19 protein-coding genes are annotated in these 21,365 nt (G+C 68.9%); 8 read left to right on the top strand and 11 right to left on the bottom strand.

Annotation, left to right across the window (positions count from 1 at the left end; genetic code table 11):
- Positions 1-49 precede the first annotated feature (49 nt).
- Both ACGFI9_RS24550 and ACGFI9_RS24545 read right to left on the bottom strand, forming a co-directional pair.
- On the bottom strand, positions 50-499 hold the full coding sequence (locus ACGFI9_RS24550; RefSeq protein ID WP_393181310.1) for an iron chaperone: 450 nt from the start codon (positions 497-499) through the stop codon (positions 50-52).
- A 55-nt stretch (positions 500-554) separates the two neighbouring features.
- Positions 555-1,721: a saccharopine dehydrogenase family protein gene (locus tag ACGFI9_RS24545; RefSeq protein WP_393181309.1), complete on the bottom strand. Its 1,167-nt coding sequence runs from the start codon at positions 1,719-1,721 to the stop codon at positions 555-557.
- A 19-nt stretch (positions 1,722-1,740) separates the two neighbouring features.
- Between ACGFI9_RS24545 and ACGFI9_RS24540 the strand changes: the two genes are divergently transcribed.
- A complete protein-coding gene (locus tag ACGFI9_RS24540) occupies positions 1,741-2,688 on the top strand; it encodes a helix-turn-helix domain-containing protein (RefSeq protein WP_393181307.1) in 948 nt (315 codons plus the stop codon).
- A gap of 47 nt (positions 2,689-2,735) precedes the next feature.
- Here ACGFI9_RS24540 and ACGFI9_RS24535 read toward each other — a convergent pair whose 3' ends face one another.
- Both ACGFI9_RS24535 and ACGFI9_RS24530 read right to left on the bottom strand, forming a co-directional pair.
- Positions 2,736-3,392: a response regulator transcription factor gene (locus ACGFI9_RS24535; protein ID WP_393181306.1), complete on the bottom strand. Its 657-nt coding sequence runs from the start codon at positions 3,390-3,392 to the stop codon at positions 2,736-2,738.
- The gene (locus tag ACGFI9_RS24530) at positions 3,389-4,534 is read right to left on the bottom strand and encodes a sensor histidine kinase (RefSeq protein ID WP_393181304.1); all 1,146 of its coding nucleotides are present in this window, start codon (positions 4,532-4,534) and stop codon (positions 3,389-3,391) included. The genes ACGFI9_RS24535 and ACGFI9_RS24530 overlap by 4 nt, the downstream gene beginning before the upstream one ends.
- A gap of 86 nt (positions 4,535-4,620) precedes the next feature.
- On the opposite strand from ACGFI9_RS24530, the gene ACGFI9_RS24525 reads away from it, so the two are divergent.
- From ACGFI9_RS24525 to ACGFI9_RS24510, 4 genes are all read left to right on the top strand, one after another.
- A complete protein-coding gene (locus tag ACGFI9_RS24525; RefSeq protein ID WP_393181303.1) occupies positions 4,621-6,108 on the top strand; it encodes a hypothetical protein in 1,488 nt (495 codons plus the stop codon).
- A 241-nt stretch (positions 6,109-6,349) separates the two neighbouring features.
- Positions 6,350-6,994, top strand: a complete 645-nt coding sequence (locus ACGFI9_RS24520) for a DNA alkylation repair protein (protein WP_393181742.1) — start codon at positions 6,350-6,352, stop codon at positions 6,992-6,994.
- 270 nt (positions 6,995-7,264) lie between these two features.
- Entirely contained in the window at positions 7,265-9,862 is a 2,598-nt protein-coding gene (rph, locus tag ACGFI9_RS24515; protein WP_393181301.1) for a rifamycin-inactivating phosphotransferase, read from the top strand.
- Between the two features lie 412 nt (positions 9,863-10,274).
- Positions 10,275-11,597 (top strand): MFS transporter, encoded by a 1,323-nt coding sequence (locus tag ACGFI9_RS24510; RefSeq protein WP_393181299.1) that lies wholly within the window; start codon positions 10,275-10,277, stop codon positions 11,595-11,597.
- Between the two features lie 111 nt (positions 11,598-11,708).
- On the opposite strand, the gene ACGFI9_RS24505 is transcribed toward ACGFI9_RS24510, so the two are convergent.
- Positions 11,709-12,185 (bottom strand): MarR family winged helix-turn-helix transcriptional regulator, encoded by a 477-nt coding sequence (locus tag ACGFI9_RS24505; protein WP_393181297.1) that lies wholly within the window; start codon positions 12,183-12,185, stop codon positions 11,709-11,711.
- A 109-nt stretch (positions 12,186-12,294) separates the two neighbouring features.
- Between ACGFI9_RS24505 and ACGFI9_RS24500 the strand changes: the two genes are divergently transcribed.
- On the top strand, positions 12,295-13,377 hold the full coding sequence (locus tag ACGFI9_RS24500; RefSeq protein ID WP_393181296.1) for an epoxide hydrolase family protein: 1,083 nt from the start codon (positions 12,295-12,297) through the stop codon (positions 13,375-13,377).
- Positions 13,378-13,416: 39 nt separating this feature from the next.
- The gene (locus tag ACGFI9_RS24495; protein ID WP_393181295.1) at positions 13,417-13,851 is read left to right on the top strand and encodes a nuclear transport factor 2 family protein; all 435 of its coding nucleotides are present in this window, start codon (positions 13,417-13,419) and stop codon (positions 13,849-13,851) included.
- A gap of 173 nt (positions 13,852-14,024) precedes the next feature.
- On the opposite strand, the gene ACGFI9_RS24490 is transcribed toward ACGFI9_RS24495, so the two are convergent.
- The 5 genes from ACGFI9_RS24490 to ACGFI9_RS24470 form a co-directional block, all read right to left on the bottom strand.
- On the bottom strand, positions 14,025-14,684 hold the full coding sequence (locus ACGFI9_RS24490) for an N-acetylmuramoyl-L-alanine amidase (protein WP_393181293.1): 660 nt from the start codon (positions 14,682-14,684) through the stop codon (positions 14,025-14,027).
- Entirely contained in the window at positions 14,681-16,147 is a 1,467-nt protein-coding gene (locus ACGFI9_RS24485; RefSeq protein WP_393181740.1) for a sulfatase-like hydrolase/transferase, read from the bottom strand. Before ACGFI9_RS24485 ends, ACGFI9_RS24490 begins: the two co-directional genes overlap by 4 nt.
- Before the next feature lie 145 nt (positions 16,148-16,292).
- Positions 16,293-17,630, bottom strand: a complete 1,338-nt coding sequence (locus ACGFI9_RS24480) for a family 43 glycosylhydrolase (protein WP_393181291.1) — start codon at positions 17,628-17,630, stop codon at positions 16,293-16,295.
- 745 nt (positions 17,631-18,375) lie between these two features.
- Entirely contained in the window at positions 18,376-19,479 is a 1,104-nt protein-coding gene (mraY, locus tag ACGFI9_RS24475; protein ID WP_393181289.1) for a phospho-N-acetylmuramoyl-pentapeptide-transferase, read from the bottom strand.
- Complete coding sequence (locus tag ACGFI9_RS24470; RefSeq protein WP_393181287.1) at positions 19,476-19,598, bottom strand: hypothetical protein; 123 nt, start codon at positions 19,596-19,598, stop codon at positions 19,476-19,478. Before ACGFI9_RS24470 ends, mraY begins: the two co-directional genes overlap by 4 nt.
- Before the next feature lie 358 nt (positions 19,599-19,956).
- Between ACGFI9_RS24470 and ACGFI9_RS24465 the strand changes: the two genes are divergently transcribed.
- Entirely contained in the window at positions 19,957-20,373 is a 417-nt protein-coding gene (locus ACGFI9_RS24465; protein ID WP_393181285.1) for a DUF2809 domain-containing protein, read from the top strand.
- A 207-nt stretch (positions 20,374-20,580) separates the two neighbouring features.
- On the opposite strand, the gene ACGFI9_RS24460 is transcribed toward ACGFI9_RS24465, so the two are convergent.
- Positions 20,581-21,021, bottom strand: a complete 441-nt coding sequence (locus ACGFI9_RS24460) for a GNAT family N-acetyltransferase (RefSeq protein WP_393181284.1) — start codon at positions 21,019-21,021, stop codon at positions 20,581-20,583.
- Positions 21,022-21,365 lie beyond the last annotated feature (344 nt).

Below are 21,365 nucleotides of genomic sequence, written 5' to 3'. Positions count from 1 at the left end.
GATTGGTTGCGGCGGCGTCGGCGCCCGGCCGGCGGCCGGACGCCGACGGTCAGGAGACCGCCGCCTTCACCAGTTCGGTGACCTTCTTCTCCACCGCGGGGCTCCACTGCTGGAGGGCGTACGACACCGGCCACAGGTCCCCGTCGTCGAGGTTGGCCGCGTCCTGGAACTCCAGGGTGGAGTAGCGGGTGTTGAACTTGCCCGAGTTCTTGAAGGCGACGACGATCTTGCCGTCGGCATTCGCGTAGGCGGGCATCCCGTACCAGGTCTTCGGCGACAGGTCGGGGGCGGCCGCGGTCACCGTCAGGTGCACGCGCTCGGCGAGCGCCCGATCCTCCGGCGCCATCTTCGCGATCGCCTCGAGGACCGCCTCCAGCCCGTCGGCCTTCTTGGCGCCCTTCTTGCCCTCTGCCCGCAGTTCGGCGGCGCGCTCCTTCATCGCGGCGCGCTCCTCGGCGCTGAAGCCGGCGGTCACGGTCGTGGAATTCTTCGCGGACATCTCCGGGCTGCCTTTCGACGTTCCAGGCTCGGCGAACTGCCGGCCACCAGGAAGGCTAGGCCCGACGACACCCGGCCGCTTCTCGATTCCTGATCAGATCGCCGGCGCCGTGGCGCGGCTCGACCGAGAGGTACGCGGACAACGCGCGGAGGAAGTCGGGCGCGTCGAAGATCTTGCCGGCGGAGGCGACGCCGCTCGTCCTCGTCTGACCGGCGAGAATGCGGCGGACCGCTTCGACCGCCAGCGGTGCGCTGATGGCGTAGATGTCCTGGCCGCTGGCGACGACGCGCCGTTGCGTGTCGCCGGAGCGCACGACGACGTCGACGGTGAACGTCTGCGCGGACCGGCCGCGCTCGTCGACGGCGGTCGGTGCGGGTGTGTCCGGAGCGGCCAGGTCCGTGGCCGCGTCGGTGGTCATGTACGTGCGTACCTCGGGGATGGCCAGGTGGCTGGGGACGGTGACGACGTCGGCCATCGTGAACTCGCCGAGGACGGTGCGGCGGCCCACCGGAGCGGGAAAGTCCCATTCCAGGGTCGGCAGGTCGCGCTCGGCGGCGTAGTACTCCAGCCGGCTACCGGTGTAGCGGACCCGCCGGCCGGCGCGCCGTTCGCGGGAGACGGTGCCGGAGGCGAGGGTCCCGGCCGTGGGGTGCCAGCTGCTCAGTCCGTACGCGACGTGCGCCTCGTCGGCCGCCGTCCAGTCGCCCATCGCCGTCGTGACCAGCAGGTCGCCCAGTCCGCCGTAGAAGGCCATCGCCGGGACCACCGCGACGCCCGCGGCCCGGGCGCGGTCGGTGAAGTGCGTGAACGTGTCGAGGTTGGCCTCGATCTCGGCCGCCACATCCACGTACGGGATCCCGGCCCCCAGGGCGGCCTCGATCACGGGGGCCGCGGTCGAGGCGAACGGGCCGGCGCAGTTGACGACCGCCGCCGCGCCCGTCAGTGCCCGGTCGAGCGAGGCCGGATCGTCGACCGACGCCACCCGGTATTCGAGCCCCGGATGCGCCGCCGCCAGCGCCCGGAGCTTGCCCGCGTCGCGCCCGAGGAGCAGCGGGACGAACCCACGGTCGCGCAACTCCGTCACCACGAACCGCCCGGTGTGTCCGTACGCACCGAACACCGCCACAGTCTGACCGGTACCCATCTGCAGTTTCCCCTCGAAAGATCGACTGAGGAGATCCTCCCGGCGGCGGCCGACCCGGGCCAGTGTCTGGAACGCCATGCCCCGTACAATTTCGGACATGGCCACTGTCGCGCTCGCCGCCACCGCCGGGATGCTGCACTTCGAGCTCGCCATGGCCTGCGAGGTCTTCGTCCGCGACCCCTCCGGCCTGGCCGACCCCTGGTACGACCTCGTGGTCTGCGGCCCGGGCCCGGTCGGGATCGGCAGGTTCCGGATGGAACCCGACGCCGGGTTGGACCGGCTCGCCCACGCCGACACGGTGATCATCCCGGCCGTGGAGGACATCGACGCGGACCTGCCACCCGACCTGCTCGACGCCGTCTGTGCGGCCCACGGGGCGGGCGCCCGGATGGTCTCGCTGTGCACCGGCGCGTTCGTGCTGGCCGCCGCCGGGGTGCTGGACGGGCTGCGCGCGACCACGCACTGGGCCCACACCGAGGCGCTGGCCGCCCGCTATCCCCGGGTGCAGGTCGACCCGGACGTGCTCTACGTCGACAACGGCAACGTGCTCGCCTCTGCCGGCAAGGCCGCCGCGATCGACCTGTGCCTGCACCTGATCCGCCGCGACCACGGCTCGACGGTCGCCAACGCCGTCGCCCGCCGCCTGGTCGTGCCGCCGCACCGCGCCGGCGGCCAGGCCCAGTTCGTCACCACCCCGGTGCCCGCCCGCGACGACCATCCCCTCGGCAACCTGTTCCCGTGGGCGATGGAACGGCTGGACCGTCCGCTGACCGTGGAGGACCTGGCTCGCCAGGCGAACATGAGCTCGCGCAACCTGGCCCGCCACTTCAGGTCGGTAACCGGCACCACCCCGCTGCAGTGGCTGTCGACGCAGCGGATCCGCCGGGCCCAGGAGCTGCTGGAGAACACCGACGACAGCATCGACGCCATCGCGGAGGCGGCCGGCATTGGCACCGCCACGACCCTGCGCCGGCATTTCCACCGCACCGTCGGCGTACCTCCGGACGCCTACCGGCGCACCTTCCGCAGCGCCTCAGAATCGTGATGACCAGCCGGCCGGCGGTCGCTTGAGTGTCGCTGCCCGGCGGTGGATCAGGCGATCCGGTAGCCGACTCCCGGCGTCGTCGCGATGACTGGTGGGTTGCCGAGCTTGCGTCGCAGCCGGCCCACGGTCACGGTGACGGTGTTGGTGAACGGGTCGGCATTCTCGTCCCAGACCTGCTCGAGCAGGGCCTCGGTGCTCAGGAAGCCCGGGCTGGCCCGGAGCAGCGCCTGCAGCACGGCAAACTCCTTCACCGAGAGGTTGAGTTGCCGTCCGTCGCGAACGGCGGTCCGCCGTACCGGGTCCAGTGCGATCCCGGCTGCGTGCAGCGTCCGGGGCCGCGCGTCCGGCTTGCGGCGGGCCAGCGCCTGGATACGCAGGATCAGCTCCGGGAAGTGGAAGGGCTTGGCGAGATAGTCGTCCGCGCCGAGGGTCAACCCGCTGACCCGGTCACCGGGCGCGCCCGCCGCGGTCAGCATCAGCACCATCGGCCGCTTCGCCCGCTCGGTGATCATCTGGCACAGCGTGTCGCCGTGGAGGCCGGGCAGGTCCCGGTCCAGGACCACCACGTCGTGCGCGGTGAGGTCGAGCTTGGCGCTGGCGGTCAGCCCGTCGTGCGCGAGGTCGACGGCCATCCCCTGGTCGCGTAGCCCCTCCGCGACGACCTCGGCGAGAGCGTGATCGTCTTCGACGACGAGGACCCTCATGCCGCCACCGGCACCTTCGCGACCGGAAGCGTGATCGACACACGCAGGCCGCCCTCCGGCCGGGCGAGCAGGGCGAGCCGGCCACCGTGGGCGGCGGCGACGGCGGCCACGATGGACAGTCCCAGGCCTGAGGAGCCGATACGCTCGCCGCCCAGCCGCTCGAAGGGCTGCGCCAGCCGGTCGACCTCCCGTTGGTCGAGAACTCGACCACCGGTTTCGACAACCAGCACGGTCTCCGCCTCGCTCGCGGATCCGGTGATTCCGATCCATCCGCCGTGCTCGTTGTGGGTCACGGCGTTGTCGACGACGTTGGCCACCAGCCGCGCCAGCAGCGCCGGGCTGCCGTGGGTCGCCGTTCCCGGTGGTACGTCCACCGTCACGCTCAGCCGCTTCGTCTGCCTCTCGGCGGTCCTTTCCCGCAGGGCCGTGCCGATGAGGTCGCCGAGGTCGACCGTGGTGGCGTCGGCCAGCGTGCCGTGCTGTGCGCGGGCCAGCACGAGGAACCCGTCGAGCAGGTGATCGACCCGGTCCAGCTGCCTGCGCAGACGGTCCGCGAGCGCCACCGTCGAGGGGGCCGGGTCGGGCTTGGCGACCGCGACGTCCAGCGACGCCCGCATGGTCGCCAGCGGCGTACGCAGTTCATGGGAGGCATTGGCGACGAAGCGGCGCTGCGCGGCGAACGATGTTTCGAGTCGTTCGAGCAGTTCGTCGATGGTGTCGGCGAGGTCCTTCACCTCGTCGGCCGGGCCGTTCACCGCCAGCCGCCGATCCAGGCTGTCGGCGGAGATGCGCCGCGTGGCGCTGGTGATGAGCCGCAGCGGTCGCAGGACGCGCCGGGCCAGCAGCCGACCGAGCAGCAGTGACACGACCGCCATCACGATCAGCGCCACCAGCGAGCCGGCCAGCAGTTGGCGGGCCTGCTGCGTGTGCACGGCGGCCAGCTGTTCCTCCAGCTGCCGGATACGCTGCGCCGGAGCAGGGCTGCCCTGGGCCGGGGGATTTCCGGCGGGGGCGACGCTGCTGATGCTGCCGCCGGAGAGCAGGAAGGTCAGGCCCAGCAGCCCGACACCGGACACGAGGAACACCGCGGCATAGAGGACCGTGAACCTGACCCGCACGGTCCCGCTGGGCAGCCTGAGCATGCCTCCAGCATGCCCCGAGCGACCTAACAACCGGATGACAGAGCCGGTTCGGGCCGCGTTACCCGCCGATCCGTAGAACCGACGGCATGTCGACCATCCAACTCCTCCGCCGGGAGTGGTCCGCGTTCCGCCGCCCGGGCCGCCTGATCGCCCTGGCCGCCGCGGCCCTCACCGTCATCGCGCTGGGCCTGTTGTACGCCTTCGGCAACCGGTCGTCCTGCCCCGGGCCGTGCCCGGTCGCTCCCGTGGCCAGCGACGGCGCCACCGTCAGCGACAGGTTCTGGTTCCTGCATCGCGACCTGGGCCGCGAGGGCAGCATCACGGTCCGGATGACCGCGATGACCGGCACCATCACCTACCCCCCGCCGAACCACGACCGGATCGTGTCCGGGCTGGTGCCGTGGGCGAAGGCGGGGATCATCGTCAAGGACGGCGCGCGGCAGGGCTCGCGGTACGCGGCGGTGATGATGACCGGCAGCCACGGCGTGCGCTTCCAGTACGACTACCGACACGACGTCGCCGGAAGCGCAGGCGGTGTCTCGGAGCAGTCCCCCCGCTGGCTGCGCCTGACCCGCTCGGGCGACACCATCACCGGCTCGGAGTCGACCGACGGCGAGCTGTGGCACACCGTCGGGGCGGCGAAGCTCGACGGGCTGCCGGACACCGTGCAGGTGGGCCTCTTCGCCACCTCCCCCGGCGACCTCACGCTCCGGAAGGTCGGCCTCGGCGGCGGGATCGAGGAGGTCCGGTTCACCCAGGCCGTCGGCGTATTCGACAACGTCGCCGTCGAGGGCGGCGCCACCGGCGCGTGGCACAGCGACGCGGTCGGCGAGATGAACCACACCGACTGGGAGAAGTACCACAACGCCTCGGGAGCCGCCGAGCGGAACGGCGTCATCACGGTCAGCGGGACCGGCGACATCGGGCCGCTCGGCGAGGAGGGCGGGCGTACCGTCGAGAAGACCCTGCCCGGCCTGTTGGTCGCTTTGATCATCGGGCTCATCGTCGCGGCTCGCTACGGCGCCCGGACAGCTCGCGAGACGGCCTCCCGGCAGGTGATCGCCGCCCGGGCGGCCGTCGTCGGCGCGGCCACCCTCGTCGCCGGTCTGGCCGCCGTCGGCGTCGTCCTCCCGGTGGGCACGGCGATCCTGAAGGGCAACGGCATCCCGGTGCAGCCGCTGCCGCTGCTGACCGCGGCTCGGGTGATCGTCGGCGTGCCGGCGGTGCTCGCCCTCTGTGCCGTCCTCGCGTACGGGCTCGGCGTGTGGCTGCGACGCGGTTGGGCGGCGATCCTCATCGGGTTCTCGCTGGTCGCTCTGCCCTACGCCGTCACGGCGTTCCCGCTACTGCCCGACACGGTCGCCGAGTGGCTGCTGCGGCTCACCCCGGCCGCCGCCTTCGCCGTCAAGCAGACGATGGAGGAGTATCCGCAGGTCACCGCGCATTACGCGCCGTCGGCCGGCTACTTCCCGCTGCCGTGGTGGGCCGGGCTCGCCGTGCTCTGCGCGTACACCGTGGTCGTGATGCGGGTGGCGGTCGGCCGCAAGCAGACCGCGGACACCGACTGGCGATAGCAGACGGTGCGGGGCATCGCCCCGCACCAGCCTGCGACTACCAGGAGGACGACGGGCCGGCGTCGGCCACGCCGCGCCGGACTCGTCCCGCTCACTGCCGGTGGAGGAGGATGAGCCGAGTGCTCGTCGAATTCGATGGCCGCGAGGTACGGACCGAAGGCGACCTTCATCGGCTCCTCGACCGCATCTCGCACGTGATGGACAGGAGCCTGAGGTGGCCGGGACGACGCTGACCGAGGTGATGGCCGAGCTGGCCGAGCTCGCGGACCCGAGGACCCGCGAGGTGAACGAGAAGCACGGTGACGACCACGGTGTGAACCTCGGCAAGCTGCGCGCGCTCGCGAAGCGGCTGAAGACGCAGCAGGAACTCGCGCGCCAGCTCTGGGAGACGGATGACAGCGCGGCGAGACTGCTGGCGATCCTGATCTGCCGCCCGAAGGCGTTCGAGCGCGACGAGTTGGACGTCATGTTGCGCGAGGCACGCACCCCCAAGGTGCACGACTGGCTCGTGAACTACGTGGTGAAGAAGAACCCGCACTCCGAGGAGCTGCGCCTGGCCTGGTCCGCCGACCCGGATCCAGTGGTCGCGAGTGCCGGCTGGGCGCTGACCACCGAACGCGTGGCGAAGAAGCCCGAGGGCCTCGACCTCGCAGGACTGCTCGACGTCATCGAGGCGGAGATGAAAGACGCTCCGGATCGCCTGCAGTGGGCGATGAACCACTGCCTGGCTCAGATCGGGATCGAGCACGCCGAGCACCGCGCCCGCGCGATCGACATCGGGGAGCGGCTGGAGGTGCTCAAGGACTACCCGACGTCCCCGGGCTGCACGTCTCCGTTCGCGCCCATCTGGATCACCGAGATGGTGCGCCGACAGCACGACAAGTAGGGAGTGCGGCTCTGTCAGCCGTCGAACCGTTCGCAGGTGACGCCCGGATCGCCTAGCGGTCGGACACTCCTTGCCACTTTTAACGTATAGCGGAGTGGGGGACTTGCCGCAAGACCCGGGGCGCGCTGCAGAATCGTCGGCCGGACCAAAAGAGGGAAGGCAACGAGAGATGTGGGCGTGCCCGACAAGAGGTTCGACAAAGCTCGAGACGCCGGTGATTCGACCGGCCAGCGCAGGGCAACGGAGCACGGCGGTCCCGGAGGTGTCGCGATGATCGAGCAGTACGTGTTGGATCTTCAAGAGGTTGACGAGTTGCAGGTCGCGGTCGTTGGCGGCAAGGGCGCGCACCTGGGCGGGCTGTCGCAGATCGACGGCATCCGGGTGCCGGCCGGCTTCTGCGTGACGACGGACGCCTTCCGGCGGATCATGGCGGAGGCGCCGTCGATCGACAGCCGGCTCGATCAGCTGTCGCGCCTGAACCCGGACGACCGGGAGGCGATCCGCACGCTCAGCGCGGAGATCCGCCGGACCATCGAAGGGATCGCCATCCCCGACGATCTCGCGGCGGCGATCACCCGCGCTCTCGCCCAGCTCGGTGAGCAGGCCGCCTACGCCGTCCGATCCAGCGCGACGGCAGAGGACCTGCCGACGGCCTCCTTCGCCGGCCAGCAGGACACGTACCTGAACGTCGTGGGCCCGGCCTCGATCGTCCAGCACGTCAGCCGGTGCTGGGCCTCGCTGTTCACCGAGCGGGCCGTGACCTACCGCCAGCGCAACGGCATCGACCACCGTACGGTCCACATGGCCGTGGTCGTGCAGCAGATGGTCTTCCCGCACGCGGCCGGCATCCTGTTCACCGCCGACCCCGTCACGTCCAACCGAAAGGTCGCCTCCGTAGAGGCCAGCTTCGGCCTCGGCGAGGCCCTGGTCTCCGGCCTGGTGAACCCGGACGTCTACAAGGTGCGCGACGGCGAGGTCGTCGCCAAGTCGATCGCCGCCAAGCAGCGTGCGGTTCACGCCTCGCCGGCGGGCGGGACGCAGGAACAGGCGATCGACCCGGAGCGGCAGGAGCAGCCAGCGCTGACGGATGCGCAGGTCGTGCGGCTCGCGCAGCTCGGCCGGCGGATCGAAGCGCACTTCGGCCGCCCTCAGGACATCGAATGGTGCCTGGTCGACGACGGCTTCCAGATCGTCCAGAGCCGGCCGATCACCACGCTGTTCCCCATCCCCGAGTCCGGCGACCGGGAGAACCACGTCTATCTCTCCGTCGGCCATCAGCAGATGATGACCGACGCCATGCGGCCCCTGGGGCTCTCCTTCTGGCAGATGACGACCCCCGCGCCGATGGCGGAGGCCGGCGGCCGCCTGTTCGTCGACGTCACCCAGCGGCTGGCCGCGCCGGCGAGCCGCGCCGCCCTCCTGGAGCTCATGGGCAGGTCCGATCCGCTGACCAGGGACGCCGTGCAGACCGTCCTGGACCGCGACGGCTTCATCCGGCCGCTCCCGCACGAGGGTGCCCCCGGCCCACTGCCCGGCGGCACGCCGGCCACGATCGAGACCGACCCGGCCATCGTCACCGAGCTGATAGCGCGCAGCGAGGCCTCCGTCGCCGCCGCGGCACGCGACATCCGGACGAAGTCCGGCGAGGCGCTGCTCGACTTCATCCGGGAGGACATGCAGGAGCTGAAGCGGATCCTGTTCGATCCGCGGAGCCACCAGGTGTTCATGTCGGCGCTGGAGGCCACGTGGTGGCTCAACGAGCAGCTGGAGGCGTGGCTGGGCGAGAAGAACGCGGCGGACACGCTCACGCAGTCCGTGCCCCACAACGTCACGTCGGAGATGGGGCTGGCGCTCCTGGCCGTCGCTGACGTGATCCGCCCGCATCCCGACGTGGTGGCGTTTCTGCAGCACGTCGAGGACGAGGGCTTCCTGGACGAGCTGCCCAAGCTCGCGGGCGGGCGGGAAGCGCGAGACGCCATCGAGGCCTGGCTCGACAAGTACGGCATGCGCTGCGTCGGCGAGATCGACACCACGCGGCCGCGTTGGAGCGAACGCCCCTCCACGCTCGTGCCCATGATCCTCGGCAACATCAGGAACTTCGAGCCGGGAGCCGGCGAGCGGCGCTTCGAACAAGGGCGGCAGGAGGCCTGGCAGAAGGAGCAGGAGCTGCTGGAACGCCTGCGGGCCCTGCCGGACGGGGAGCGCAAGGCCGAAGAGACGAAGCGGATGATCGACCGGGTCCGGACCTTCATCGGGTACCGGGAGTATCCGAAGTACGGCATGGTCAGCCGCTACTTCGTGTACAAGCAGGCCCTGTTGGAAGAAGCCGAGCGCCTCGTGCAGGCCCACGTACTCCGCGAGAAGGAAGACATCTTCTACCTCACGTTCCAGGAGCTCCACGACGTCGTGCGCACGAACCGCGTAGATGACCAGCTCATCGGCCGGCGCAAGGACGCGTTCAGGTCGTATCAAGCGCTCACGCCGCCCCGGGTGCTCACGTCGGATGGCGAGGTCATCGCCGGGGCGTACCGACGCGACGATGCGCCGGCCGGCGCGCTGATCGGCCTACCGGTCTCCGCCGGGACCGTCGAAGGGCGGGCCCGCGTCATCCTGGACATGGCCCGGGCCGATCTCGAACCGGGCGACATCCTCGTCACGACCCACACGGACCCCAGCTGGACGCCCCTCTTCGTCGCCATCGCAGGCTTGGTGACGGAGGTCGGAGGATTGATGACTCACGGCGCGGTGATCGCACGTGAGTACGGCCTGCCGGCCGTCGTCGGCGTGGTGGATGCCACCCGACTGATCCTCGATGGGCAGCGGATCCGCGTGCACGGAACCGACGGGTACGTCGAGATTCTGCCTTGACTGAGTACACCGGGAACGCCCATCCGCGGCTTGGGATCGGTCACCAGCTTGACCGGTACGTCCCGCGCGGCCACGGCGGCCAAGCTGGTGATGTCCTCCGCCGGGGTGCCGAGATCGCTTTGGTGTCCCCTCCGCACCATGCCGAAGGCGTCGCGGCAGCCGGGTGACCTGGGACTCCTATTCGCCTTTCCCGCCGGAGCCCCCGTGGCTAGTGTGGGGCGGCGAGTGACCCACGAGGAGCTGAGACATGCCCGGTCGTCCGAGCACGCGTTGACGTCTTAGGCCGTGATCGGCCGGTCATCGCGTGCTGCCCTTGAATCGCGCGGCACAGCGAGCTTCCCCACCCACACCGCCAGTGCGTTGGTCGCACGGCGGTGGGTGCGCCTCGTCCTCAGCAATCCAAGGGGTCTCTGTGCCGTCCGGTTACCTCGCCGTCTCCGATTCCGCTCGATCCGTTACGCCGAGCCTGTGGCGCAACTCCGACTTCCGCAGCCTGTGGGTAGGCCAGACGGCCTCTCAGCTGGGTGAGCAGGCAAGCCTGGTGATCCTGCCGCTGATCGCCGTCCTGGCGCTCGACGTCGGCGCGGACGAACTCGGCGTCCTGCGCGCGGTGGGGCAGGCACCGCAGCTGCTGCTCGCGCTGTTCGTCGGCGTGTGGGTGGACAAGTGGCGGACCCGAACCGTCATGGTCCTGGCGGACCTTGGCCGAGCCCTGGCGCTGGGCGGAGTCGCCGTGGCCGCCCTCGCGGGCGGCTTCGACCTGCCAGCACTGCTGGCCGTCGCCTTCGCCATCGGGGCCCTGTCGGTGTTCTTCGACGTCGCCTACCAAGCCTCTCTCGTACGCCTGGTGAAACGCGATCAGCTGCTGCAGGGCAACAGCGCGATCGAGGGAAGCCGGTCCGCGGCCCAGATCGGCGGACCCGCCCTTGGCGGAACGATGGCGTCCCTGCTCTCGGCGCCGATCGCCGCCGCGGCCAGCGCCCTGTTCTTCGTGGTGTCGTTCGCGTCCATCTCCCGTATCCGTCACCGCGAGTCGATCCCGGAGCACCCGGGCGGTCCCCAGCGGATCTGGCGGCAGATCAATGAGGGCCTCCGCTTCGTCGTCCGCGACGCCTTGCTCCGTACCGTGTGCCTCGCCTCGGCCGCGTTCCAGTTGTCCTTCGCGGCCATGATGACCACCTACCTGCTCTTCTTGCCACGGGAACTGCATCTGTCCGGCACCGCCATCGGACTGGCGCTCGCCGCGACGGGGCCGGGCGCGCTCGTGGGCACCCTGCTCGCCGCCCGCCTTCCGCGCCGCCTCGGTTACGGAGCGGTACTCGTCGCGGCGGCGGTCATCGGTGATGGCGTGATGCTGTGCGTGCCCGCGCTGCACGGCACCTCTACGGCCACCATTTCCGCGCTCATCGCCATCAACATCGTGTTCGGAGCGTTCGGCCAACTGGTCAACGTCGCCATCATGGCCGTCCGGCAGGCCGTCACCCCGGACACGATGCAAGGCCGCGTCGCCGCGACGATCACCTTCGCCGGCATGGGCTTGACGCCACTCGGCTCGCTGCTCGGCGGCATCCTCGCAGAACACTGCGGGATACGCGTGGCTCTACTGGTCACGGCCGCCGGCATGATGCTGTCACCCGTGCTGATGGCTCTGTCCCCGCTCGCCCGCCTGGGGCCGGCGCTTCCACCACCAGACGCGACTCATGATCACGCGCACTACCTGTCGCGCATCAGTTGACGGAGATCCGGCGCAGATCAGTTGTCGGATCGCACCAGGGTACGCAGAACGCTGACAACGGCTTCGCGGACCCGCGCGGGCCTTACGAGAAATTCTGGGGCGCGTTCCCGGTCAGCGCCACGGCTCGTCGGGGGTGCCGGTTCGCCGGTTGTGGTGGTTCAACAGCCTGGACAGCAGCTCGATCAGCCGCTGTCGCTCCTCGGGTGAGAGCGGAGCCAGCAGCTCGTCCTGGGTTTCGGCCAGCCGCTTCTCCAGTCGCCGAAGCTGCCGCTTGCCCGTGGCGGTCAGCGTGATGATGTTGCGCCGCCGATCGGCGGGGTCCGGGGCGCGCTCGACCAGTTTGCGGTCGGCGAGCTCGTTGATCGCCGCAACCATGTCGCTGAGGTGAATGCCGCTACGGCGGCCCAGATCGGCCTGGCTGGCCGGGCCGAACTGCTCCAGCGTCGCCAACAGGCGGTAGTGGTAGCCGCGGGCGCCGACGGACGAGAACCCCTCGGCCACCAGGCGGTGCGCGTGGTTGGCGGTCTGGGTGAGCAGCCAGCTGGGCAGGCTCTCCCAGCTGGTGGCCGTCTTCTCGGGGTTCTCCATGTGACAAGTCTAACGAACCGTTCGGAGCACTAATGATCGTGCTAACGTTTGGGCACCGAACGTTAGGCGTGCGAACGTTTGGACGCCGAATGGATTCCCGGAGGTAGCCATGATCAGGCCGTTCCGCATCGACATCCCCCAGGCCGACCTCGACGACCTGGCCGACCGGCTGTCCCGCACCCGCTGGCCCAACGAGGTCGCCGACGCCGGGTGGGACTACGGCTTCCCGCTGGCACGGCTCAAGGAACTGGCCGAATACTGGCGCACCGGCTACGACTGGCGCGAGCACGAGGCCAAGCTCAACGAGCTTCCGCACTTCACCACCGAGATCGACGGCCAGAACATCCACTTCGTCCACGTCCGGTCTTCGAAACCGGACGCGCTCGCGCTGATCCTCACCCACGGCTGGCCCGGCTCGTTCCTGGAGTTCCTCGACGTGATCGAGCCGTTGTCGCGCGACTTCCACCTGGTGATTCCGTCCATCCCGGGTTACGGCTTCTCCGGGCCGACCCACGAGCGCGGCTGGGACATCGTCCGGGTCGCGCGGGCCTGGGCCGAGCTGATGCGCCGGCTCGGGTACGAGCGCTACGGCGCGCAGGGTGGCGACTTCGGCTCGGGCATCTCGATGGCGCTCGGTGCGGTAGCACCCGAGCAGGTCGTCGGGGTGCACGTCAACTACCTGCCGACCCGGCCGATCCCGGACGCCGACATCGAGCTGTCCGAAACGGATGAAGCTCGGCTGGACAAGGTCAGGCAGCTGATGGCGAATCGCCCGCCGTACCAGACGCTGCAGGCCACCACCCCGCAGACCATCGGGTACGCGCTGACCGACTCGCCAGTCGGTCAGCTGGTCTGGATCGCCGAGCGCTTCGCACAGTGGACGGACCCTCACTCGCCGATCAGTGACGAGCGGATGCTCACCAACATCTCGCTGTACTGGCTGACCGCCACCGCCGCTTCCTCGGCCCGGCTGACCCGCGAGACCCCGCGGCGGATCGAGCCGTGCCCGGTACCGGTTGGCGTGGCGGTGCTGCCGCACGACATCACGCAGTCGGTGCGACCGCTGGCCGAGCGGCTGTACGACATCAGGCACTGGTCGGAGTTCGAGCGCGGCGGCCACTTCGCCGCAATGGAGGTGCCGGACCTGCTCGCCGAGGACATCCGGGACTTCTTCCTCAACCACATCAAGTGACACGAACGTCAGCTGGTCCAACTACCTGAGGAGGCCATTATGACCAGCACCGAAACGCTGATCCGCGCACTCGCCGACCGCGCCGAACTCGCCGACCTGGTCGCCCGCCACAGCCTGTGGATCGACGAGGGCCGCTACGACGAGACCGACCGGCTCTTCACCGAGGATGTCGTCGTCAAATCCCCGCGCGGGGAGGCCCGCGGCATCGCGGCGCTCATCGAACTCGTGCGCTCGGGCCACGACACGTACGTCCGCACCCTGCACAGCAAGTCCAACCTCATCATTGAGGTCGACGGCGAGACCGCCACGGTGCGGGCCCACGACATCGCCGTGTTCGTCATCGACGACAAGACCGAGGCCCTCGCGGCCGGGTTCCACCGCTACGGGGCGCGCCGCACCGAGGATGGCTGGCGCTTCGACCGCCTCGTAGTCACCCCGGTCGCACTGACCGAAGCCCTCGACCGGGCCCTCTAGAAGACACTGCTGGCCGCGGACTCCCGCGCACCGGGGAGCTTCGCGGCCAACAGGCAGTTGGTCCGATCGATCAAGACAACAACAGGGAGATGCCACGAGTGGCAGACTGGCCGGCAGGCAGGACCCCGGGCCGCCCGGGTTGGCGCGGTCGCGCCGCCCCCTCGGGGTCCGCCTCACCCCTCGGTTCTCACCTTCCGGACCAGTTCGAGATAGTGATCCCAGTCCCAGTTGGCTCCGGGGTCGGTGTGGATGGCGTTGGGCACCTCGTTATGACCGAGGATGTGGGTTCGCTCCAGTGGAATCGCATGGCGTGCGCACACGGCCGCGGTGAGCGCCGCGGACGAGGCGTACATCTCCTCGGTGAACCATGCGGTGGAATTGACCCAGCCCTCGTGGGTGATGCCGATGCTGCGGTTGTCGTAGTCGGGATTGCCGGTGTGCCAGGCGATGTCCTTCTCCCGGACGCACTGGCCGATGTGGCCGTCTGCCGAGCGGACCAGATAGTGGGCCGAGGTTTGCCGGTCGGGATTCTGGAAGACGGCGACGGCGTCGTCGAAGTGCTCCTGGGTGACGTGGATGACCACGTAGTCGATCGAATGGTTGTGAGGGCGCCGCGCGGGGCGATAGCTGGCGGGAGAGGCTGGTAGCCACTGCGCGCCGGGGTAGTCGACGACCGCGAGGGAAGGGCTGGTTCCGACCGCGGAAGCGGCTTTGGCGGTGGCCGCGGTGGTGGCCGCCGTGGCCAGGGTGACGGCGGCGGCACCGCGCAGGAACGTACGGCGTGAGAGGGGAGGCTGCCGGTTGCCGTCGCTGCGGCGGATCGATTCGGTCATGCTCCGTGCACCTCCGAGGTCCGGTACCAGTTGTGCTGGGCGAGCCTGGCGTCGTACTTCCCCTTCGGCAGGTCGTCGGTGAGCCGGACCGACCATCGCTGCAGTCGCCGCATGAGTTCGGCCTTGACGTCGCGCAGGCTCGGATCGTCGAAGCGGTTGTGCAGTTCCATCGGATCCTTCTCGAGGTCGTACAGCTCACCGGGGTCGGAGACGTGCTCGTAGAGCTTGTAGTGGTCGTGCCGGATCATCCGTGACGAGCCGCTCTGGGTCACGCTGTTCAGCTCGTCGTACCTGGTGCCTTCGTAGGGGAAGTGCAACGGTGGCCGGGCGTCGTCGGGATAGGGCAGGCCGCCGTAGCCGCGCTCGGTGACGATGTCGGCGAACTCCGCGGCCGGGTAGTCGGCGCCGGTGAGCATCTGCCACAGGCTGCGGCCCTGGACACCCAGGGGGATGGGGCGGCCGATCGCCTCGCACACGGTGGGCAGGATGTCGGCGATCGAGACGAAGTCCTTCTTGTTGTCCTGGGTTTCGACGCCGCAGCCGTGCACGATCATCGGGACGCGCGCCAGTGCCTCCGGCATTCCCGCACCCTTGCGCTGCAGGCCGTAGTCGGCGGCGTAGTCGCCATGGTCGGCGAGGAAGATCAGCAGGGTGTTCTCCCACAGGCCCTGCTCCTTCAGGTGGTCGACGAGCCGGCGCAGCTGGTCGTCGATGAGGCGGAGCATGCCGCAGTAGGTGGCGCGGTAGCGGCGCCAGAGCTTGTCGTAGCCGGGACGCTTCTCCTCCACCAGGTCGCGTAGCCACTTGTAGGCGCCGCCTTTGGCCTCCGCGGCCTCGGGGCCAGCGAGCCGATTGGGGATCTTGTCCTCGTCGAACAGCGAGAAGTACGGCTCCGGCACCTGGTAGGGGTTGTGCGGCTCGGGCGTGGAGACGAAGGCGAAGAACGGCTTGTCGGGGTCCCGGGCGTCTATCTGCTGGATGGCGTCGGAGACGATCCGGTACGGATACTGCAGCTCCACCGGGAACGGGGTGGGTGCGCTCGTCGGGCCCATGTCGATGGACTTCAGCCAGTCGGTGAAGGCGCGCTGCTCGGTGGTGGTGTCCGGCGCCATCGTGTGCCCGTACTCGGAGAAGGCGTCGTACTCCTCCGCCTTGTTGCGGTACATGTGCGTCTTGCCGGCGTAGAACAGCTGGTAGCCGGCGCCACGCAGCACATCGAGCAGGTCGTCGCCGCGCGCGACATCCTCCGGGCTGGTGTTGGAGTTCTGCCGTACACGGTGGGTGCTGGGCCATCTGCCGGTCAGCAGACTGGTGCGCGCCGGGACGCAGGCCGGGGCGGTGGTGTACGCGCGGCGGTAGCGGGTGCCTTGGGCGGCGATGGAGTCGAGAAAGGGCATCGTGTCCAGGTCGAAGCCCACGCCTCTGGTGAAGTCGGCGCGGAGCTGATCGGTCATCACGAACACGATGTTCGGAGCGGTCGGGCAGGTCACAGTGTCCCCTTCCGGTAGGAGAAGGCGATCGGAGCAATCGGTCGGAGACGCGGATCAGTTGGCCCGTGCGCTGCGTGGGCGGACGCCCCGCACGGGGAGATCACGTCGTCTTGGGCTTTCACTCGCTGATGGCATGGGCTCGGCTCTGGCGCCGGACGTACAGGCGGTTGCCCTGAGGGCCGGTCCATTCCAGGCGGACGACGCCGGGCACCGCGGCGTCGTCGATGCGTGCCGGGTCGGCCCAGTAGCCGAAGTTCGGGTTGCGGAAGAAGGTCGCCCACAGTCCGCCGTCGGCGTCCTCGAAGATGTTGTTGTGGCCGGCACCCACGCCAAGGGTCCAGCGGGGGGAGTACGGGCCCTCGAAGTGGTCGGCGACGGCGGCGATCGCGTCGTACTGGTACTGGGTCCGGCCGAGGCCGGGCGGGTCGTAGGCGTGGCGGGTGCTGCCGTCGGCGGCTGTCGAGGTGCGGTCCCACGCGGCGTGCAGGAGGTAGTACTTGCCGCCGTACTTGAAGACGTACGCGCCTTCCAGGTAGGGCTCAGGGGCGTAGGGCTTTTGCTGGAACGCCGGGAGGTCGGTCGTGGGGACGATGTCCTCCATGTCGTCCCGGAACTTGGCGTACACGTTGTTGTGCAGGACCAGCCACGCGTCGTCGCCCTCGGAGTAGAGGCTGCCGTCGATGCGGAAACGCGCCCCGGGCTCGATGTGCGGTGCGTCGGGGAGCGGGTCGCCGAAGGGCTTGTCGAGGTTGCCGTCGGCGAGGCGGTACGGTCCCTCGACGCCGCCCTGGCTCACTAGCAGGAACGAGCCGACCTTGCGGGCGCGGTCACCCATGCACGCGACGATGTACCAGGTGCCGCGGAAGTAGTGCACCTCCGGCGCCCAGACGTTGCCCCGCTTGCCGAACTGGTCGTCGTACCAGTACTCCTGCCACGGGGCGACGACCGTGCGCCCGGGCCGGTTCTCGCCGGCGAACTCCGGCGACCAGACCTTGCCCTTCTCGGCGTCGGGCCGGATGCCGGTGGTGTCGGCCAGCCGCCACGGGCCGTGCAGGGACGGCGCCGTCCACAGGAAGATGCCGTCGTTCCACGGGGTGGCTGCGGTGAGCCCGGGTACGCGGCTGGTGCCGGTGGCGACGTAGAGGGGACGGCCGTCGACGACGAAGCAGTTGACGTAGGTGTCCCGTATCCAGACCCGGCCGAGCTCCTCGTCGCGGGGGCGCAACTCGAGGGGGAGGACGAAGGAGTTGTCCTCCCGCGGCCACAGGTCCTTGCGGGTGTCCGCGAGGCCATACGGCTCGGGGTCGGGCCAGTTCGACGGGTAGCGCCCCGGCGCGCCATCCGGGGAGTCAGGCGCTGCCTGCGCGGTAGCCACGGGAAGGCCCGCCGCCGCTCCCAGGGCGGCGACACCGGCCAGCAGGGTCCGTCGGCGCAACCCGCTCTTGGTGCTGGTCATCAGTCACGTGCTCCTTCGTTGTCCGGAATGCCGATACCTGCCCGACGGGAGTGGTGCCTGCTGTCTCTGGTGCGTGCCCTGTCGACGATTGGGCACATGCCGCTGGGGGCGGCCAGGTCGGTGGGGCCGTGGACGTCCTGGACGCCCGCTGAGGTCGTGGAACCCGCTCCGGCCGAATCGGACGTCTGCGAGGTGGTTCGGGTACGGCGCTTCGTGCTTGCGCCCGGGATGTGTAGAGGGCCGTCCATGGCTGCCATGGCGCAAAACAGCATGTGTAGGACTTTTTTTGCCGTCAACAGGCCGTACAAATACCTCAGGTGTCCGGGGCTTCGACCTTTCGCCGCGCCGAGGCCTTTGCGCAGGTCCTGCGAGGAGTCGACCGACCGGATGGCGTGTCACGATTGCGTAACGGGACCCTCCGGGAGGTGTTCGATCGGACGGTTGGTCAGCCGCCCAGTCGTCTCCTCCATCGGTACCGGATGGGTCAGGGCCTGCGAAAACGGGGCGACCTGCGATCAAGCCATCGCGTGTGGGCGTTGCCAATCGACGGATCCGAGGCAGGACATCCCAACGAACGCACGCCGAGGGTCATGGCGATGTGCCTAACCCAAGGGCAGGAGCGTGGCGCTCCCAGTCTGCTCACCGGCTTAGGCAATGCTGCTGTCAGACGCTGGCACCCCGGTGGGGAACCAGGCTGCCCGGCGGATCACCGTCGGTGGCACGACACAGGCTTGTCGCGTGGCTTTTATCCAACGACCGCCAAGAAATCCGAGTAGAACAGGCCCAGGCCGACCGCCACGCAGACGCCGGCCACGATCCAAAACCGGACCACAATATTGACTTCGCTCCAGCCGGCCAGCTCGAAGTGGTGGTGCAACGGCACCATCCGGAAGACACGTCTACCGGTGGTCCGGAACGAGACGATCTGGATCACCCAGGTCGTCGTGATGATGACGAAGAGCCCGCCGATCATGATCGAAAGCAGCGTGGTGCGGGTTGCCACCGCGAGCCCGCCGATCAGGGCGCCGAGCCCGAGCGAGCCCACGTCACCCATGAAGATCCGCGCCGGGGACGTGTTCCACCACAGGAAGCCCACGCACGCGCCGGCCGCCGCCGCCGCGATCATGGCGATCTCCAGGGGATCGCGGACCTGGTAGCAATATTCGTTCACGCGGCCGTACGCGTCGTCGGCGCACCAGTGCCGGTACTGCCAGAACCCGATCAGCGCGTACGCGCTGAGCACCAGGATCGACGCGCCGGTGGCCAGGCCGTCGAGGCCGTCGGTGAGGTTCACGCCGTTCGACATCGCCGTGATCACGAAGACGATGACCAGGACCGCGCCGACCTTGCCGACGTTCAGCCAGCTGATGTCGCGGATGAGCGAGATGTGCTCGCTGGCCACGGTCTGGCCGTTGGTGCTCGGCACGTAGAGCGCGGCGATGCCGAACCCGCCGCCGACGATCGCCTGGCCGAGCAGCTTGCCTTTGGCGGACAGTCCGTCGGAGTTGCGCTGGCGTACCTTGAGGAAGTCGTCGAAGAAGCCGACCGCGCCGCAGAAGACGAACAGCCCGAGCAGCACCAGGGCCGTCATGGTCGGCCCCTCCTGCGCGATCTGCCGCTCCGGCAGGGTGGTCAGGGCGAGGTGCCCGGCGACGTAGGCGAAGACGGTCGCCACGATGAAGACGACGCCGCCCATCGTGGGCGTGCCCTTCTTGCCCTGGTTGCTGGCGAGCCCGATGGATCGGATCGGCTGGCCGGCCTTGAGCGCGGTGAAAACGCGAATCGCCACCGGCGTGCCGAACAGGGAGATGATGAACGCGACCGCGGCCGCGACGATGACCGCCCTCACGGGCGAACCTCCACGAGATCCGGATTTCTCACGGCGTCCCCACCGAGCTTCCAGATCAGCGCCTGACGTATCGACCTGAGCTGGCCGTGCAGATCGTCCTTAGCGAAATCATCGATCACGAGACGCGATCTTGCCATCCGACGGCGAGCGGAGCAGCCCTGGACCTCACAGCGACGACGATCTTGCCGCGCCAGGCCCGAGGTTCAACTTGTGTCCGAAGCGGCGGAGATAGCCCAAACGACGTGATCCCTGGGATCGAAACCAGTGACCTCTTCGGTGTGAACGCGGGTGGGGCCCACCGTTGGGTGCTGTCGCGCACCGTTCTGTGGTGCCGGCCATGGTTGTTTCGCCATCCCGTGTCGGCCGCCGCTGGCCGTTGCTGCTGCTTTCGCTGCCTCCTGGCTGCCTCACTCACCCGTCTGACCCAGGCTCACCTGTGGGAGGCACTTCTCCTGCGCTGCCACTTATGATTGCCCGATGTCGCTCGCAGTGCGCTGGACTCGGCTGCTGATGGTGGTATCGGCAGCCGGCTTTATAGGCGCGGCCTTCGCAATCCGCGCCGCGATGGACGGGCCTATCGAACAGTACTCAGGCGCCGCCTTGTCCGCGGCCATCGTCTACACGATAGTGATCTTCATATGGCCGCTGATCTCCCCACTTCCCGCCGGCAGCGCCGCGATCGCATACTGCTGGTTCATCGAGTTTGCACAGCTCACCCCCATACCCGCGGCACTCTCCCAACGCAGCTGGCTCGCCCGCCAGCTGCTAGGCGCCCAGTTCGACCTCATTGATGTTGCCTGGTACCCCGTCGGCGTCATCCCATTGGTCGCCGCGCATTGGTTCCTCGCTGCCCGCACACGTTTCCAACCAAACCCGACACCCGCTGAGCCTTAGCCCCCTCCCGCGCTGGCGCGGACTTGAACCCCTAAGACGCAAGTGGCTCGAAGATCGGCTGAATCTGGACTAGTCGTCCCGCTGACCTGGCGTGTCGCGCTCAACGTTTCTCGACGGTTGATATGCCTTCTCACCCGCACTTGTGTCGGATCTGTGCCTGATGATCTTGTTGGCAGTGTTGCTGCCGACTGCCGGATACATAGAGGTCTACCGCAGGAGCTTCATGAAACGCGCCGATCGCTCGCAGACATCCTCGTATCCCTGCCGGCGATAGAGACGATGGGCGTCGTCTCGCTTCCGACTGCTTGTGACCTCCATGCGAAGACAGCCGAGCTCCTTCGCACGACTCTCGGCAGCCGCAACGAGCCTCCGTCCAATGCCCTTGCTGCGTTTCCCCTCGTCAACGACCAGGGCGACGAGACGAGCCCACTTGCCCGTGACTTCGAGGAGCGGGCACACGTGCAGGGCCACGACGCCGGCCAACTCCCCCCGGACCTCCGCACCGATGAGAACGCTTTCTGGGTCGTCGAGCCAGTAGGAAAGCCGCACCGACGCCTCTGGCTCCTCGGTCGGGTAACCAAGTTGAGTCAGCAGCACCGCCACGCGGGCTGCATCGTCCCGACGCACCGGCCTCAGCTCAACGTCCATCCCGACAGTCTGGGCCAAGTCTGCTTGCCCCGGCATCCCACCTACATAGGTTGAAGCGGAACTTAGAGTGGCTGTCCCGCCATCGGCAGAAACAGCATGCGACGCCTGCTCATACGGCGTCTCGGGCTTCCATCATTGATGGCTACTTCACGACGTTTCACGGTGTCTTGTGCCCCGTGTGTGCCCCCCGTTGCCAGGAGCGCCGGCCGCACCCGGCACGCGCCGAGGGTCTACCGGCGGGTGCACACCTGATGCCGATTCCAGCCATTATGCCCAGTATTGACCTTACGATGAGTCTCTTCATGGAGGTGAAGGACCATGCCGACGTATATCGCGTTGCTGAA

The sequence above is a fragment of the Micromonospora sp. NPDC048930 genome, assembly GCF_043197935.1.
Classification (GTDB): domain Bacteria; phylum Actinomycetota; class Actinomycetes; order Mycobacteriales; family Micromonosporaceae; genus Micromonospora.
This window is presented reverse-complemented; position numbering and strand designations above follow the sequence as displayed.

What these genes read in the sequence shown, in the direction of transcription:
- ACGFI9_RS24550 (WP_393181310.1), bottom strand. Translation starts at nt 499, where the DNA reads ATGTCCGCGAAGAATTCCACGACCGTGACCGCCGGCTTCAGCGCCGAG.
- ACGFI9_RS24545 (WP_393181309.1), bottom strand. Translation starts at nt 1,721, where the DNA reads ATGGCGTTCCAGACACTGGCCCGGGTCGGCCGCCGCCGGGAGGATCTC.
- ACGFI9_RS24540 (WP_393181307.1), top strand. Translation starts at nt 1,741, where the DNA reads ATGGCCACTGTCGCGCTCGCCGCCACCGCCGGGATGCTGCACTTCGAG.
- ACGFI9_RS24535 (WP_393181306.1), bottom strand. Translation starts at nt 3,392, where the DNA reads ATGAGGGTCCTCGTCGTCGAAGACGATCACGCTCTCGCCGAGGTCGTC.
- ACGFI9_RS24530 (WP_393181304.1), bottom strand. Translation starts at nt 4,534, where the DNA reads ATGCTCAGGCTGCCCAGCGGGACCGTGCGGGTCAGGTTCACGGTCCTC.
- ACGFI9_RS24525 (WP_393181303.1), top strand. Translation starts at nt 4,621, where the DNA reads ATGTCGACCATCCAACTCCTCCGCCGGGAGTGGTCCGCGTTCCGCCGC.
- ACGFI9_RS24520 (WP_393181742.1), top strand. Translation starts at nt 6,350, where the DNA reads ATGGCCGAGCTGGCCGAGCTCGCGGACCCGAGGACCCGCGAGGTGAAC.
- rph (WP_393181301.1), top strand. Translation starts at nt 7,265, where the DNA reads ATGATCGAGCAGTACGTGTTGGATCTTCAAGAGGTTGACGAGTTGCAG.
- ACGFI9_RS24505 (WP_393181297.1), bottom strand. Translation starts at nt 12,185, where the DNA reads ATGGAGAACCCCGAGAAGACGGCCACCAGCTGGGAGAGCCTGCCCAGC.
- ACGFI9_RS24500 (WP_393181296.1), top strand. Translation starts at nt 12,295, where the DNA reads ATGATCAGGCCGTTCCGCATCGACATCCCCCAGGCCGACCTCGACGAC.
- ACGFI9_RS24495 (WP_393181295.1), top strand. Translation starts at nt 13,417, where the DNA reads ATGACCAGCACCGAAACGCTGATCCGCGCACTCGCCGACCGCGCCGAA.
- ACGFI9_RS24490 (WP_393181293.1), bottom strand. Translation starts at nt 14,684, where the DNA reads ATGACCGAATCGATCCGCCGCAGCGACGGCAACCGGCAGCCTCCCCTC.
- ACGFI9_RS24480 (WP_393181291.1), bottom strand. Translation starts at nt 17,630, where the DNA reads ATGACCAGCACCAAGAGCGGGTTGCGCCGACGGACCCTGCTGGCCGGT.
- ACGFI9_RS24465 (WP_393181285.1), top strand. Translation starts at nt 19,957, where the DNA reads ATGTCGCTCGCAGTGCGCTGGACTCGGCTGCTGATGGTGGTATCGGCA.
- ACGFI9_RS24460 (WP_393181284.1), bottom strand. Translation starts at nt 21,021, where the DNA reads ATGGACGTTGAGCTGAGGCCGGTGCGTCGGGACGATGCAGCCCGCGTG.